The organism is Shimia gijangensis, from assembly GCF_900142085.1.
Taxonomy (GTDB): Bacteria; Pseudomonadota; Alphaproteobacteria; order Rhodobacterales; family Rhodobacteraceae; genus Shimia; species Shimia gijangensis.
Map to the genome: position 1 here is coordinate 13,922 of NZ_FQZQ01000019.1, position 14,162 is coordinate 28,083.

At 53.5% G+C, this 14,162-nt stretch carries 16 protein-coding genes; 8 read left to right on the top strand and 8 right to left on the bottom strand.

Features of this window, described 5'->3' with window-relative positions; all coding sequences use genetic code 11:
* The gene (locus tag BUC32_RS15235; protein WP_073254737.1) at positions 1-288 is read left to right on the top strand and encodes a DUF1330 domain-containing protein; all 288 of its coding nucleotides are present in this window, start codon (positions 1-3) and stop codon (positions 286-288) included.
* Positions 289-399: 111 nt separating this feature from the next.
* A complete protein-coding gene (locus BUC32_RS15240) occupies positions 400-1,179 on the top strand; it encodes a class II glutamine amidotransferase (protein ID WP_073254740.1) in 780 nt (259 codons plus the stop codon).
* A 4-nt stretch (positions 1,180-1,183) separates the two neighbouring features.
* Here BUC32_RS15240 and BUC32_RS15245 read toward each other — a convergent pair whose 3' ends face one another.
* The 5 genes from BUC32_RS15245 to BUC32_RS15265 form a co-directional block, all read right to left on the bottom strand.
* On the bottom strand, positions 1,184-2,191 hold the full coding sequence (locus BUC32_RS15245; RefSeq protein ID WP_175556949.1) for a ligand-gated ion channel: 1,008 nt from the start codon (positions 2,189-2,191) through the stop codon (positions 1,184-1,186).
* Between the two features lie 165 nt (positions 2,192-2,356).
* A complete protein-coding gene (typA, locus tag BUC32_RS15250) occupies positions 2,357-4,177 on the bottom strand; it encodes a translational GTPase TypA (protein WP_073254746.1) in 1,821 nt (606 codons plus the stop codon).
* A 60-nt stretch (positions 4,178-4,237) separates the two neighbouring features.
* Complete coding sequence (locus BUC32_RS15255) at positions 4,238-4,573, bottom strand: DMT family transporter (RefSeq protein WP_073254749.1); 336 nt, start codon at positions 4,571-4,573, stop codon at positions 4,238-4,240.
* 150 nt (positions 4,574-4,723) lie between these two features.
* The gene (locus tag BUC32_RS15260; RefSeq protein ID WP_245815193.1) at positions 4,724-5,344 is read right to left on the bottom strand and encodes a YitT family protein; all 621 of its coding nucleotides are present in this window, start codon (positions 5,342-5,344) and stop codon (positions 4,724-4,726) included.
* A 138-nt stretch (positions 5,345-5,482) separates the two neighbouring features.
* Positions 5,483-6,697: an NADP-dependent isocitrate dehydrogenase gene (locus tag BUC32_RS15265; RefSeq protein ID WP_073254755.1), complete on the bottom strand. Its 1,215-nt coding sequence runs from the start codon at positions 6,695-6,697 to the stop codon at positions 5,483-5,485.
* Positions 6,698-6,879: 182 nt separating this feature from the next.
* On the opposite strand from BUC32_RS15265, the gene BUC32_RS15270 reads away from it, so the two are divergent.
* Both BUC32_RS15270 and BUC32_RS15275 read left to right on the top strand, forming a co-directional pair.
* Positions 6,880-8,703: a glycerophosphodiester phosphodiesterase family protein gene (locus BUC32_RS15270; RefSeq protein ID WP_073254758.1), complete on the top strand. Its 1,824-nt coding sequence runs from the start codon at positions 6,880-6,882 to the stop codon at positions 8,701-8,703.
* On the top strand, positions 8,690-9,253 hold the full coding sequence (locus tag BUC32_RS15275) for a hypothetical protein (RefSeq protein WP_073254761.1): 564 nt from the start codon (positions 8,690-8,692) through the stop codon (positions 9,251-9,253). Before BUC32_RS15270 ends, BUC32_RS15275 begins: the two co-directional genes overlap by 14 nt.
* A 1-nt stretch (position 9,254) precedes the next feature.
* Here the strand turns inward: BUC32_RS15275 and BUC32_RS15280 are convergent, their stop codons facing one another.
* The 3 genes from BUC32_RS15280 to BUC32_RS15290 are packed head-to-tail and all read right to left on the bottom strand — an operon-like array spanning position 9,255 to position 10,734.
* Positions 9,255-9,845, bottom strand: coding sequence for an HD domain-containing protein (locus BUC32_RS15280; protein ID WP_073254764.1), 591 nt, complete (start codon positions 9,843-9,845; stop codon positions 9,255-9,257).
* A gap of 1 nt (position 9,846) precedes the next feature.
* A complete protein-coding gene (locus tag BUC32_RS15285) occupies positions 9,847-10,074 on the bottom strand; it encodes a hypothetical protein (RefSeq protein ID WP_073254767.1) in 228 nt (75 codons plus the stop codon).
* Positions 10,075-10,077: 3 nt separating this feature from the next.
* Positions 10,078-10,734, bottom strand: coding sequence for an alpha/beta hydrolase (locus BUC32_RS15290; protein WP_073254770.1), 657 nt, complete (start codon positions 10,732-10,734; stop codon positions 10,078-10,080).
* 157 nt (positions 10,735-10,891) lie between these two features.
* Here BUC32_RS15290 and iscR point away from each other — a divergent pair, with 157 nt between their 5' ends.
* Genes iscR through BUC32_RS15310 form a run of 4 tightly spaced genes read left to right on the top strand, consistent with a single transcriptional unit; the run spans position 10,892 to position 14,160 of the window.
* The gene (gene iscR, locus BUC32_RS15295) at positions 10,892-11,353 is read left to right on the top strand and encodes a Fe-S cluster assembly transcriptional regulator IscR (RefSeq protein WP_073254773.1); all 462 of its coding nucleotides are present in this window, start codon (positions 10,892-10,894) and stop codon (positions 11,351-11,353) included.
* Positions 11,350-12,396 (top strand): cysteine desulfurase family protein, encoded by a 1,047-nt coding sequence (locus tag BUC32_RS15300; RefSeq protein WP_073254776.1) that lies wholly within the window; start codon positions 11,350-11,352, stop codon positions 12,394-12,396. Before iscR ends, BUC32_RS15300 begins: the two co-directional genes overlap by 4 nt.
* A 20-nt stretch (positions 12,397-12,416) precedes the next feature.
* On the top strand, positions 12,417-13,940 hold the full coding sequence (gene sufB / locus BUC32_RS15305) for a Fe-S cluster assembly protein SufB (RefSeq protein WP_073254779.1): 1,524 nt from the start codon (positions 12,417-12,419) through the stop codon (positions 13,938-13,940).
* A complete protein-coding gene (locus BUC32_RS15310; protein ID WP_073254782.1) occupies positions 13,933-14,160 on the top strand; it encodes a hypothetical protein in 228 nt (75 codons plus the stop codon). Before sufB ends, BUC32_RS15310 begins: the two co-directional genes overlap by 8 nt.
* The last annotated feature ends 2 nt before the right edge of the window (positions 14,161-14,162 follow it).

The following is a 14,162-nucleotide window of genomic DNA, read 5'->3' on the forward strand; positions in this document are numbered from 1 at the left end:
ATGGGTGCGCTTTGGATTGCTCACGTAACAGTCACGGATGCAGAGGCTTACGGAAAATACGCAGCGCTGGCCGGGCCCGCGATTGCCAAGCACGGCGGTCATTTCATCGCGCGTGCCGGGCGGTTCGTGCAGCTTGAGGGCAAAGAGCGTCCTCGCAATGTTGTCGCAAAGTTTCCGGATGTGGACACAGCGGTGGCCTGCTATCACAGCCCCGAATACCAAGAGGCGCTGGCTCATGCGCGCGGAGCGTCGGAGCGTGAACTGATGGTTGTTGAGACGGACGAATAACCGTTCAGGCTTTTCAAAAATTCAAAATACGTTAACCTTACAAAAATACTTGGTTTTATATTGAACCTTTTGGGAAAACCGTATAGGCGTTCCCCAAAAGGAGTCTGGGTCATGTGTCGTTCGGCCGCCTATATCGGGCAACCCTGTTATCTTGAGGATGTCGTCACCCGGCCAGATCATTCGCTGATCCAGCAAAGTGTAAGCGCAACGGAATGTAAGACACAGACCAATGCTGATGGTTTTGGTGTGGCGTGGTATGCTCGGCGACCCGAACCTGGTTTGTACCGTGACACGCATCCGGCCTGGTCTGATCCCAACCTCAAGTCCCTGACCGCGCAGGTGCGCTCACCGCTATTTCTGGCGCATGTGCGGGCCTCAACCGGGACCGCGACCAGCCGAAATAACTGCCATCCCTTTGTGGTTGGACGTTGGTCGTTTATGCACAACGGTCAGGTTGGCGGGTTCGAAACATTTCGCCGGCGTGCGGACATGCTGATCCCGGATGAGCTGTATCACCAGCGCAAAGGCGCAACGGACAGCGAGGTGATGTTTCTGTTGGGATTGGTCGAAGGACTGGAAGAGGATCCCAAGGGTGCAATGGAAATTGCCGTCGGAATTTTACAAAGAATGAGCCAGGACAAGGGTAGCAGGCCGCATATGCGCATAGGTGCGGCCTTTTCCAATGGCGAGACCCTGTATGCGATCCGCTATGCATCAGACAATCGTGCACCAACCATCTATCACCGCTGGAGCGAGACACGGCAGGGACGCGCCGTGGTGAGCGAACCGTTGGACAAAGGCGAAGCGGGATGGCACGAAATTGCACCCAATTCGTTTTGTACATTCCGTGGACAAAACGTTCGGGTCGAGCCATTCGAGCCGTTGGCCTGACGTCTTAGATCAGATAAAACTTCACTGCCCAAAACAGGAAGCCCGCGTGAATTGCCGGATAAATCCACACCACAAGGTACCTGTCTATTTTGCGCGCCAAAGCTTCACGATCATTGATTTTGAGGCGTCGCAAAGCGATGTTCACCAAAACCATTGAGCCCGTAATGACAAACATGCCGACCAACAGGGAATCAATAAAGGTCAGATAACCCAGTTTTGGCAGAGTTGTTGAAATAGCAAAGTTAAACGCCACAAAAACCAATAGATTGGCCGAGGCCATATCAATTCTGCGGCGGTATTCCTGAAGGAAAAAGGTGGCCCAGCTAACCATCAAAATGATCATCAAAGGAAGCATGAGGCGAAGGACATAAAACACTATGTGTCGGCGTCCTTCAAACCGAAGCGCGATTTGCGATGTTTCGAGCCCAGTAAAGCCAGTGACAAATTTGGTTTCCATCTGGGCGCCATAAAGAACCCATTCTTCTTCGCCCAATAAGCCGCCCAATCCGGATTGATCTTCCAGAGGGAAAAACTCGACAAAGTTACGTGGGAAAAGTGAGGAAATTTCTACGTAAAATGTTTGTTTATCAAATGGGTATCTGCGAAAATTAAAGTGAGGGGCCTGCAGCGTTGCAGAGAACCTCTCTACATAGGCAGCATTTCCGTCACTTTGCAACATGACGATGGCTTGCTGGACAAACCGGCGACCTTGTTGGTTTTGCAGAAGGAACGCGGGCAGGGTAATTCCCTGTTCTGTAGCCAGTTCTACAAATTCATCGGGCCGGTATCTGCGGTAGTCCTGTGTGCTGTCATCATCGGCAAACGCAAGTCTCGGCAAGTTAAGTTGCATCACCAATGTGCCAACGACTCCAAAGTTTTCCTCTTGCTGGTTTACACCGGTGATTTGATTGATTTGGATGCCCACACCAACCTGCAAAGGCCCTTCCGAGGGGGGCGGAAGTCTGGAAAGCTGCGCCATATCAAAGCCGTCGGCGCGCGACTGCTGTGTCATTGCCCCAAAGGCAAAAGTTGCCACTGCGATTACGAGTACAATAGTTGTAAAAAGTCTATTCATTTCAATCGAGCGGCCCCCAAAGTCGGGTTTAACTTACGATCAAAAAACAGGTTGAAACAAGCCCGCAAAGAAAAAGGGCGACCGTTTAGGTCGCCCGATGTCTTACTGCGCTGATTTCGCCATGCGTTTGCGCTCATGAGGATCCAGATGGCGTTTGCGCAAGCGGATCGAGTTCGGCGTCACTTCGACCAGCTCATCGTCATTGACGTAAGCAATGGCTTCTTCCAGCGAAAGCTTGATCGGCGTGGTCAGGCGCACGGCCTCGTCTGTACCGCTGGCCCGCACGTTGGTTAACTTTTTACCCTTGAGTGGGTTCACTTCCAGATCATTTTCACGGCTGTGTTCGCCAATGATCATACCGGTATAGATTTGCTCTTGAGCGCCGATCATCATCTTGCCGCGATCTTCCAGGTTCCAAAGGGCATAGGCCACAGAGACACCGTTTTCCATCGAGATCAGAACACCAGCACGACGGCCCGGGATTGAACCTTTGTAGGGGGACCAGCCATGGAACACACGGTTCAGAACCCCGGTGCCGCGCGTGTCGGTCAAGAACTCACCGTGGTAACCAATCAGGCCGCGAGACGGGACATGTGCAATGATGCGAGTCTTGCCTGCCCCTGCGGGGCGCATTTCAACCAATTCACCTTTGCGGGCACCGGTCAGTTTTTCAATGACGGCGCCCGAGTATTCATCATCCACGTCAATGGTGGCTTCTTCGATTGGCTCCATCCGTTGTCCGTTGTCTTCCTTCATAATGACCTGCGGACGAGAGATTGACAGCTCAAAGCCTTCGCGACGCATGTTCTCGATGAGAACACCCATCTGCAATTCGCCACGTCCAGAGACTTCGAATGCTTCTCCTCCGGGGGTGTCAGCGATCTTGATGGCGACGTTGGATTCGGCTTCTTTCATCAGGCGGTCGCGGATCACGCGTGATTGAACTTTTTTGCCGTCACGACCAGCCAATGGGCTATCATTGATACCAAAGGTCACGGTGATGGTGGGCGGGTCGATTGGCTGTGCTTCAAGAGGATCATCCACCGCCAAGGCGCAGATGGTGTCAGCCACTGTCGCTTTGGACATGCCCGCAATTGATACGATGTCACCGGCTTGGGCTTCGGGAATGTCTTGCTGTGCCAAGCCGCGGAACGCCTGAACCTTGGTCACACGGAATTGTTCGATTTTTTGACCGACGCGGGTCAAAGCCTGAACCGTGGCGCCAACTTTGAGCGAGCCGGCTTCAACCCGACCGGTCAGAATACGGCCCACAAACGGGTCAGCGCCCAATGTGGTGGCGAGCATCCGGAAGTCTTCGTTCTGATGCGCCAGTTGCTTTGGAACCGGAACGTGATTGACGATCAGGTTAAACAGTGCGTGCAGGTCCTTGCGGGGACCATCCAGCTCGGCGTCGGCCCAGCCCGAGCGACCAGATGCATACATATGTGGGAAGTCCAGCTGATCTTCGGAGGCATCCAAAGATGCAAACAGATCAAAGCATTCATCCAATGCGCGGTCAGGTTCGGCATCCGGTTTGTCGACCTTGTTCAGGACCACAATTGGTCGCAAACCCAAAGCAAGCGCTTTGGAGGTCACAAACTTGGTTTGCGGCATTGGGCCTTCGGCGGCATCAACCAGCAATACAACACCGTCCACCATCGACAGAATACGTTCCACTTCACCGCCAAAATCGGCGTGACCGGGTGTGTCTACAATGTTGATACGGGTGCCTTTCCACTCAACCGAGGTTGGCTTGGCAAAAATGGTGATGCCTCGCTCGCGCTCAAGGTCATTGGAGTCCATGGCACGTTCAGCCACCTCCTGATTTTCCCGGAACGCGCCGGACTGTTTCAGAAGTTCGTCCACCAGCGTTGTTTTGCCGTGGTCCACGTGTGCGATGATCGCAATATTGCGAAGGTCCATAGGATAAGCCTTTCCTGTTCGCGCCCGCCCTATATCGCAAGCGCAGAAAAGGCCAGCCCTTTAATGGGACGCTGTATTGGAAAACAGGTGGATCACCAAAATACCCACAACGATCAGCCCCATTCCAAAGACAGCTGGCAGATCGAGCCTTTGATTGAACACGAAATATCCAATGATCGCGATGAAGACGATGCCAAACCCCGACCAGATCGCATAGGTGATGCCCACTGGAAGGTATTTCAAAGTTAGTCCCATCAAATAAAATGAGATCGCATAAGCGACAACAACCATCATAGAGGGCCACAGGCGGGAAAACTGCTGGCTGGCTTGAAGGGCGGATGTACCGATGGTTTCGGTGAGGACGGCTGCGATCAGCAGCAGGTAACCTTTGGGCATGAAGGGTCTTTCGGAGTCAGCGCGTCAGAGAATGTCTGCTTTGCTCCTAAACGCTCTGAGATGGAAATGATGATCGGATTCCGACATCTGGCGTTCAAATTTGAGTAATCATTCAAATACTATGAGCTATTGGTCTGAACTCAATCTGTTCTAGCGCGCGATATATCTGTCGCGGCGATGATTGGTGATAATCATAATGTTTGTGACCGCCGCTCCGATCAAAGAATAGAAAACGGTCATTGGTTCGAACATCATGATTGCCAACAGGAAAACGCAAGCGTCAAAGCTCAGTTGCACCCAACCAGCCTTGATGCCTTTTGCATCCTGAAGCCAAAGCGCGACTATTCCGACCCCTCCGAGGGTTGCCCCGTGGCGAAACAGAGCCAACAGCCCGGCACCTGCGGTAATGCCCGCCAACACAGCACCTGCCAATGGATGAAGGGTTGAAAACCCCATGACCTGCGGCAGCACAAAGGTCCAAAGCGTCATGGTGCCCACAGCGGCAAAGGTTTTGATGGTGAAACGTAATCCCATGCGCAAAAACGCCACCAGATAAAACGGCAGGTTCAACACGAAAAACACTGCCCCAAAGGTCCAGCCGCCCCAATAGGACACCAATAGCGAAAGACCAGCAATTTGCCCGGTAATCAATTGACCTGCCTGTAAGAATTGCACGGACAAAGCCATGAACAAGGTACCGACAAGGATACCTTGAATGTCTTCGTTCAGACTGTGACGGTCTGCGGGTGGGGTTTCTAACAGCATAGCCATGCGCGGCTATTGGATCCAATCTTGCTCCGTGTCCATAGCGTACGCTTTAAATTCCACAGGGTGAGACGCAACGCCGCGATCTGGCGAAACAAGAAAGACGGACCATAGGCCCGTCTTTTATTGTTTTGTTAAAGGGTTTTAACCCGCCAAGGCTTTGTTCAGATTCTCGTCAATCTTTTCAAGGAATCCCATAGTTGTCAGCCATCCTTGGTCGGGGCCAACCAACAGCGCAAGATCCTTAGTCATGTGTCCGCTTTCAACCGTGTCGACGATCACCTTTTCCAGCGTATTCGCAAATTTCATCAGGTCTGCATTATCGTCCAGCTTAGCGCGGTGCTTGAGCCCCCCGGTCCACGCATAGATTGAGGCAATCGAGTTGGTCGAGGTCTGCTCGCCTTTCTGGTGCTGGCGATAATGACGCGTGACCGTGCCGTGTGCGGCTTCGGCCTCTACAATTTTGCCATCCGGCGTCATCAATTGTGAGGTCATCAACCCTAACGAGCCGAACCCCTGGGCCACAGTGTCCGACTGCACGTCTCCATCATAGTTCTTACACGCCCAGACAAATTTGCCATTCCACTTCATGGCACAGGCGACCATGTCGTCAATCAGGCGGTGTTCGTACCAAATGTCGGCCTCTTTGAACTTTTCAGAAAATTCTTCTTCAAAGACTTGCTGGAACAACTCCAGGAAACGTCCATCGTATTGTTTGAGGATCGTATTCTTGGTTGAAAGATACAAAGGCCATTTAAGGTTCAGGGCGTAATTCATTGATGCACGCGCAAAATCCATGATCGACTGATCCAGATTGTACATCGACATAAAGACGCCGGATGCAGGTGCATCAAACACTTCGCGCTCAATCACTTCTCCGTCTTCACCGGTGAATTTCATGGTTAACTTGCCTGGTCCGGGAAACTTCATGTCGGAGGCTTTGTATTGATCGCCAAAGGCGTGGCGACCGATCACAATCGGATTGGTCCAGCCCGGCACGAGCCGAGGCACGTTCTTACAAATGATGGGCGCGCGAAACACAACGCCACCCAGAATGTTGCGAATGGTCCCATTGGGCGAAGGCCACATCTTTTTCAGGCCGAACTCCTCAACGCGGGCTTCATCCGGGGTGATAGTGGCGCATTTGACCGCAACGCCAACCTCTTTGGTCTTTTCGGCCGCATCAATGGTGATCTGGTCATCTGTTCGATCGCGCTCTTCCATTCCAAGGTCATAGTAGAGCAGGTCAAGGTCCAGGTAGGGCAGGATCAGTTTGTCTTTGATGAACTGCCACATGATGCGGGTCATTTCATCGCCGTCCATTTCGACGATGGGATTGGCTACCTTAATCTTGGTCATGGGTACTCTTTCTGAAAACCGAATGATGTTGCCCGATCTCTAACCTATCGTAATGGTGAAGGGAAGAGTTGTATGCAATTGTATACCTAAAATTATTTTACCGATTATGAGCTATCGACCGGCATATCCGGTGGGGCTAAGGTACCACAGAAGATGTATGCTGGAGAAGCCTTGTGCAAACAATGACTGTCATAGAAGCCTATGGTCTAGCTTGGCGCTTGCGCAGGTCGTTTTTCATCTCTCATTTGGTCTTCAATCTTTTGTTGACCGCTTTCGTGGCGCCATTCATGGCTGGGGTCATGCGATTGGTTCTGGCGCTGTCGGGGCAGCCAGCTCTGTCAGATTTCGACATTGCCTACTTTGTTTTTTCACCCGTCGGATTTGTGGCATTGCTGCTGGTTCTTGGGTTGTTTCTGACGCTTTATGTGCTCAACGCCGCGTTCATGATGGCCATCGCGCTGCGCAACAAAACGACAGGCGAACACGGATTTGCAGATGGGTTTGTCTCGGTTTTACCAAGAGTGCCCGCGATTGTTCAGTTCGCAGTGTTTTTTACCTTGCGGGTTATGGCCATTCTGTTGCCCTTTGTGACTGTGTCGGGCGGGTTATTCTGGGTGTTTCTAACCAGTTATGACATCAATTATTACCTACAGAACAAGCCGCCTGAGTTTTTGATCGTGGGCTCTGTGATTGTGTGTCTTCTTGCTTTTGCCGCAGTCCTTTTGTTGCGCCACCTGTTGTCGTGGGCGCTGGCCCTGCCGATGGTCATTTTCGCAAATATGTCCCCTCAAAACAGTTTTGGGGCAAGCAAAGCGGCCATGCTTGGTCGCCGGATGTCGTTACTGAAAAAGATTCTGACTTGGGGCATTGGGTCTGGCATTGCCTTGGCGGTTCTGTTCGGGGCGTTTGGCCTTGTTGCTGACAGAGTCTTGGAAGCGTTTGGAAGTGATCTCAGAGTGTTAGCTAAAGTTCTTCTGGTGTTTGCCAGCGGGTGGGCCTTGTTGAATTTGGCAGCAACGTCTTTGACAACTGGCGCACTGGCCGTTCTTTTGATCGACAAAGCCGGTTGGCCGGACAGGAAGGTGCGGGCCCCGTCAACGACTGCATTGCGGCGTGTACGGCTAAGCATTGGGATCGCGGCATTGGTTGGTTTCGTTTCCGGTGGTCTGGCTTTGATTGATTTTGCCCGCATGAAAGTGCCCGATCAGGTTGAGGTGATTGCACATCGTGGTGCCGCTGGGGTGCGCCCTGAAAACACGATGGCGTCGATTGAAAAAGCCATTGAAGACGGTGCCGATTGGGTGGAAATAGATGTGCAGGAAACTGGGGACGGCCAAGTGATCGTCATACATGACAGTGATTTCATGAAAATCGGCGGAGATCCGGTCAAAGTGTGGGATGCGACCATGCAGGATGTCGCGCGTATCGATATCGGAAGTTGGTTTGACCCGGTCTACGCGGATCAGCGCGCGCCGCTGTTGTCCGAGGTACTTCTGGCGGCAAAAGGACATGCCGGTGTGTTGATTGAGCTAAAGTATTACGGCCACGACGTGATGCTGGAACAAAGAGTTTCAGATATCGTGACCGCCACAGGCATGGACGCACATGTGATGTCGATGTCTCTCAAATACCCGGCCGTGCAAAAGATGAAAGCGATCCGGCCTGATTGGCCATCAGGCCTGTTGTCGTCAGCTTCTGCTGGACGGATCTGGCAGCTGGAGGCGGATTTCGTGGCTGTGAACAAGGCCTCGGCTACGCCAAGGCTAGTACGCGAAATGCGAAAAGCGGGCAAAAAGCTTTATGTCTGGACCGTGAATGAACCGCTTGAGATGTCGCACATGCTGTCGATGGGCGTAGATGGGTTAATCACGGATGAGCCCGCCATGGCACGGAACGTGATCAGTCAACGCCATGAGCTTACGACACCGGAGCGAGCGGTGCTGGCGCTGGCCAATAAAATCGGGGTTGCGCTGGACACAAAAGAGTATCGTGATGAATCTCCTTAAATTTGTGATTTTGAGCGTAGCCACTGCCGCACCGCTTGCTGCGCAGCAATCGTCTGACGGGTTCTCAAAGCGGGTCGAACTGATGGCGCATCAGCGTCTTGAACGACTTAGGATGATGCCCGAAACCGAACTCGCCCCGTTCACCACAGATGGCTGTTCGGGTGGGATGTCGGCAACATGGGATATGGTTGCGCGGTTGTTTCCAGAATTCGCAGAAATGCATATGGAAACCCCACCATGGGAAAGCTGCTGCATCGTGCATGACCGGGCCTATCATTTGGGAGGAGAGATTTCCGTGCCTGAGGCCAGTTTTGACGCGCGCCTCAAGGCTGATGAAGACTTGCGATCTTGTGTCAAATCCACGTCGGAAACCCGTCGAGACCAGTTGAAATCACAATATGGCATTAGTGATGTGCGGATTGATCAGGCCTATGATTTGATTGCGGCCAGCATGTTTGATGCAGTGCGCGTCGGGGGTGGGCCCTGTTCGGGGCTGACATGGCGTTGGGGATATGGTTGGCCGCAATGCGGGATCTTCGCCGACTGGTAGATCAGTTTGCCGCAAACCATTTGGCAATGCGATCTTTCAAAAAGGTCCAGACGGCGGGCGCGCCTTTTTCAACTTTCCAGCCAACTCGATCTTCAAGCTGTTGTCGGGTGACATTGTATTCCGGCCACGTACCACCGCCGGTTTCCAGATTGCAAATCACAGGCTGAACCCGGTCTACGGATTTTGCAAAAACCGCGTCGTCGCTTTCTGCGGCTTCAAATTCGTCCCACAAAATCCGAAACTCCCGGGCCTGATCATCCGGTAACAGGCCAAAGATGCGATCCGCAGCAGCGGCTTCGGCCGCTTGTGTTTCGGTGCTACCATGAGCATCACCGCCCTGCGAATGAATGGGGACATCGCCGACATCAATCTCAACCAGATCATGGATCAGCAACATTCGGATGACGCGATTGATGTTGACGGGCCGGTTGGCGTGTTCGGCCAACACCATCGCATACAGTGCGATATGCCAGCTGTGTTCACCGGAATTCTCGCGCCGGGTGGCATCGAGAATTTTGGTGGCCCGGAGGACGGTTTTCAGGCGGTCCGCCTCGTTCAGAAATGCGATCTGGGAGGTGAGGCGGTCCGTCATATTACTTCAGTGCATAGCCTGCGGCTTTGAGCTTCGCGGTAAGCTGAGTGCGGGCGCGCTCTTCGGCGGCGTAGACACGCACGGCCGTCATGAACGCCTCGTGCATGGTGTTTGACGACGCCTCAAGCGTTTCTGCGATCTCTTGTACTAATTGCTCATCACCCATGGCGTCCTTGGCTTTCAGCACGTCCAACGCGAGTTTTTGAGCAAGATCGTCGAAATAAGCCATGGATTAACGCGTATTTTCGGTCAGGCGGCGTTTCACATAATCGCTGACATTGCCAACCATCGTGTCCATATGCTCTTCGGTTTCAAAGAAGTGCCCCGAACCTTCGATCTCTTGATGGGTGATCGTGATACCTTTTTGCTCGTGCAACTTGTTGACCAACCCGTGCGTGTCAGCAGGAGGCGCTACACGGTCAGCCGTGCCATTGATAATCAGGCCAGACGACGGGCAGGGTGCCAGGAACGAGAAATCGTACATGTTTGCGGGCGGTGCTACCGAGATAAAACCAGTGATTTCCGGACGGCGCATCAAAAGCTGCATGCCGATCCAGGCGCCAAACGAGAAACCCGCAACCCAGCAATGCTTGGAATTGTTGTTCATCGACTGCAGGTAATCCAGCGCCGATGCGGCATCTGACAATTCGCCAACGCCTTGATCGTATTCCCCCTGGCTGCGGCCAACACCACGGAAGTTAAACCGCAAAACGGTGAACCCCATGTTGTAGAAAGCATAGTGGAGGTTATAGACCACTTTGTTGTTCATTGTGCCGCCAAATTGCGGGTGCGGGTGAAGCACGATCGCAATGGGGGCGTCTTTTTCTTTTTGCGGGTGGTAGCGGCCTTCAAGGCGGCCTTCGGGTCCGGCGAAAATGACCTCGGGCATATGATTCCTGTCTCATGCGGGGGTGCCGATGTAATTCTTGACGAATTTACTTGGGCACCTTAGAACGGTTCTAAGATTTGTCCGGCAGATGCCGGAAGCGCTGCAAGCGATTTAGGCGTTTTAGCGTGTAAGGTCAATCAATTGCTGGGGGCATGTTGTGAAACTCTCGACCAAAGGGCGTTATGCCGTCGTGGCATTGACCGATATTGCATTGCAGGACCCCGATAAGCTGGTGACGCTTTCGGAGATTTCTGGGCGGCAGGACATCTCGCTGCCTTATCTGGAACAGCTTTTTGTCAAGCTGCGTCGGGCAGGGCTTGTTGAGTCCGTGCGCGGTCCGGGTGGTGGGTATCGCTTGGCACGCGCAACGTCAGAAATTCGGGTTGTGGATGTATTGGCTGCGGTGGATGAAACCGTTTCGGCATTACATACAGGGGCAGGGGCGACCGGTGGCTCATCCGGGTCGCGCGCTCAGTCTTTGTCTAACCGCCTGTGGGAAGGCCTGTCAGCGCAAGTTTATGTGTTTTTGCACCAGACACGGCTGTCAGATGTTGTTGAAAATGAACTGGCACCTTGTCCCGCGATCCCCGGCATTTTTGCGGTGGTGGATGCAGAATGAAGCCACGGGTCTATCTGGACTATAACGCAACTGCTCCGCTGCGCTTTGAGGCGCGCGAAGCGATGATTTCTGCCATGGATGTGGTCGGCAATCCGTCCAGTGTGCATGCAGAAGGTCGTACAGCCAAAGGGTTGTTGGAGCGCGCACGCGGTGAACTGGCGACTGCCCTTGGGGCGGATGGCGCGGATATCGTGTTCACATCGGGGGCGACAGAGGCGGCCTCTCTGGCGTTAGCTGGTCGCGGGTTTCATGGCGGAGACATCGAACATGATGCAGTTGCGGCTTGGGTGCAGGTGGATTTGCCCGTGAGTCGCAATGGTCAAGTTTCGGTCAGCGATCCGGCGAAAAGCACGTTGCAATTGGCCAACTCTGAGACCGGCATTGTACAAGACCTGCCTGATGGTCTCGCGGTGAGCGATATGACGCAGGCCTTTGGCAAGCTGCCTGTTGCCTTCAACTGGTCCGGCGCAACGCTGGCCTTGTCATCGGCTCATAAACTGGGTGGCCCCAAGGGCATAGGCGCGTTGATCGTCAAGCGTGGCACGGATGTTGCGGCCCAAATGCTCGGTGGCGGACAGGAAATGGGTCGGCGTGCCGGCACGGAAAATGTGATTGGCGCTGCGGGATATGCCGCGGCGGCCACGGCAGCGATGCGTGATTTGACCGATGGTGTGTGGGATCGGGTTGCAAATCTGCGCGATTTGCTGGAAGAGACCCTTGCTGCCGAAGCAAAGGGTACTATTTTTGTCGGGAAAGGCGCAAAACGCCTGCCTAACACGCTTTGTCTGGCCACTGCTGGCTGGAAGGGTGAGACGCAAGTGATGCAGATGGACCTGGCCGGATACGCCATTTCGGCAGGGTCCGCTTGTTCTTCGGGAAAGGTGCGCGCCAGCCGTGTGCTTAAGGCGATGGGATACGAAGATGAAGTCGCCGCAGGGGCGATCCGGGTCTCAATGGGACCAGAGACAACAGAACAAGACGTGATGGGTTTTGCCGAGGCGTGGCTGACCCAACTCGGGAAACACCGCGCTCGCGCGGCTTGAGCGAACAACAGGAGAAGATCATGGCCATTTTGGACCAGACAGACGTGAAAGAAGGCGTTGATCAGGAAACGGTCGATGCGGTTCGTGAAGTCGGCGAAAAATACAAATACGGCTGGGAAACCGAGATCGAAATGGAATATGCCCCCAAGGGGCTGACCGAGGATATTGTACGCCTGATCTCTGACAAAAACGAAGAGCCCGAATGGATGACCGAATGGCGTCTTGAGGCTTTTGCGCGCTGGCAACAGCTCAAGGAACCAGACTGGGCGATGCTGGATTACCCTGAGGTCGATTTTCAGGATCAGTATTACTATGCCCGTCCCAAGAGCATGGAAAAGAAACCTGAGTCATTGGATGATGTCGATCCGAAGCTTTTGGCTACCTACGAAAAGCTTGGCATTCCCCTGAAGGAACAGATGATTTTGGCAGGTGTTGAAGGTGCTGACGCGACTCCGGCTGAGGGGCGCAAAGTTGCTGTAGATGCGGTTTTTGATTCTGTTTCTGTGGGCACTACGTTTCAGAAGGAGCTGAGACAGGCGGGTGTGATTTTCTGCTCGATTTCCGAGGCCATTCGTGAACACCCCGAACTGGTTAAGAAATACCTTGGCTCGGTTGTGCCTGTTTCGGACAATTTCTATGCTACATTGAACAGTGCAGTCTTTTCTGATGGGTCATTTGTCTACATTCCGCCGGGCGTTCGTTGCCCGATGGAGCTATCGACCTATTTCCGGATTAATGCCGAAAACACAGGCCAGTTCGAACGCACCCTGATTATTGCCGACAAAGGCTCCTACGTGAGCTACCTTGAGGGCTGCACCGCGCCCCAACGCGATGTCTCGCAATTGCACGCCGCTGTGGTCGAGATTGTCCTGCTGGAAGACGCCGAAGTCAAATACTCTACCGTTCAGAACTGGTATCCCGGTGATGAAAACGGCAAGGGCGGCATCTATAATTTTGTCACCAAACGCGCCGATTGCCGTGGCGACCGGTCCAAAGTTATGTGGACGCAAGTCGAAACCGGATCGGCAGTTACCTGGAAGTACCCATCCTGCATCCTGCGCGGCGACGACAGTCAGGGCGAGTTCTACTCAATCGCCATCACCAACAATCATCAGCAGGCTGACACCGGCACCAAGATGATCCACTTGGGCAAGAACACCAAGTCGCGCATCGTGTCCAAAGGTATCTCGGCAGGCTTTGCCCAGAATACGTATCGCGGGCTGGTGTCGATGCACCCCAAGGCCAAGAATGGTCGGAATTATACGCAATGTGACTCGCTTTTGATTGGCGATAAATGTGGCGCACACACGGTGCCTTATATCGAGGTACGCAACAATTCTGCGCGGGTCGAACACGAAGCAACGACGTCCAAAGTCGATGATGAGCAAATGTTCTACTGTCGCCAGCGCGGCATGGATGAAGAGGCCGCCGTGGCGCTGATCGTGAACGGGTTTGCCAAAGAGGTGCTGCAGGCCTTGCCGATGGAATTCGCCATGGAAGCGCAACAGCTTGTGGCGATTTCACTGGAGGGATCCGTTGGCTGATCAACACACAAAACCACTGTCAGTGAAGATCGAAAGCTGGCTACCTTACGCTTTGCCCGTCCTCGGCGGCACGATCGGCGTGGCTTATGTCAACATGGTACCAACCGCCTTTTTGAATCCGGTTGCAGGCATTGTATTGGGTGCAGTCGCTGGGCGCATTGCGGCGTTCTTCATTGTCAAAGCAATGCGCAAATCGCGCCGCAAATCCGGGGGGCAATAACT

What these genes read in the sequence shown, in the direction of transcription:
- BUC32_RS15235 (WP_073254737.1), top strand. Translation starts at nt 1, where the DNA reads ATGGGTGCGCTTTGGATTGCTCACGTAACAGTCACGGATGCAGAGGCT.
- BUC32_RS15300 (WP_073254776.1), top strand. Translation starts at nt 11,350, where the DNA reads ATGAAGCCACGGGTCTATCTGGACTATAACGCAACTGCTCCGCTGCGC.
- BUC32_RS15285 (WP_073254767.1), bottom strand. Translation starts at nt 10,074, where the DNA reads ATGGCTTATTTCGACGATCTTGCTCAAAAACTCGCGTTGGACGTGCTG.
- BUC32_RS15270 (WP_073254758.1), top strand. Translation starts at nt 6,880, where the DNA reads ATGACTGTCATAGAAGCCTATGGTCTAGCTTGGCGCTTGCGCAGGTCG.
- BUC32_RS15240 (WP_073254740.1), top strand. Translation starts at nt 400, where the DNA reads ATGTGTCGTTCGGCCGCCTATATCGGGCAACCCTGTTATCTTGAGGAT.
- BUC32_RS15255 (WP_073254749.1), bottom strand. Translation starts at nt 4,573, where the DNA reads ATGCCCAAAGGTTACCTGCTGCTGATCGCAGCCGTCCTCACCGAAACC.
- BUC32_RS15275 (WP_073254761.1), top strand. Translation starts at nt 8,690, where the DNA reads ATGAATCTCCTTAAATTTGTGATTTTGAGCGTAGCCACTGCCGCACCG.
- typA (WP_073254746.1), bottom strand. Translation starts at nt 4,177, where the DNA reads ATGGACCTTCGCAATATTGCGATCATCGCACACGTGGACCACGGCAAA.
- BUC32_RS15245 (WP_175556949.1), bottom strand. Translation starts at nt 2,191, where the DNA reads ATGACACAGCAGTCGCGCGCCGACGGCTTTGATATGGCGCAGCTTTCC.
- BUC32_RS15260 (WP_245815193.1), bottom strand. Translation starts at nt 5,344, where the DNA reads ATGGCTATGCTGTTAGAAACCCCACCCGCAGACCGTCACAGTCTGAAC.
- BUC32_RS15290 (WP_073254770.1), bottom strand. Translation starts at nt 10,734, where the DNA reads ATGCCCGAGGTCATTTTCGCCGGACCCGAAGGCCGCCTTGAAGGCCGC.
- BUC32_RS15280 (WP_073254764.1), bottom strand. Translation starts at nt 9,845, where the DNA reads ATGACGGACCGCCTCACCTCCCAGATCGCATTTCTGAACGAGGCGGAC.
- sufB (WP_073254779.1), top strand. Translation starts at nt 12,417, where the DNA reads ATGGCCATTTTGGACCAGACAGACGTGAAAGAAGGCGTTGATCAGGAA.
- BUC32_RS15265 (WP_073254755.1), bottom strand. Translation starts at nt 6,697, where the DNA reads ATGACCAAGATTAAGGTAGCCAATCCCATCGTCGAAATGGACGGCGAT.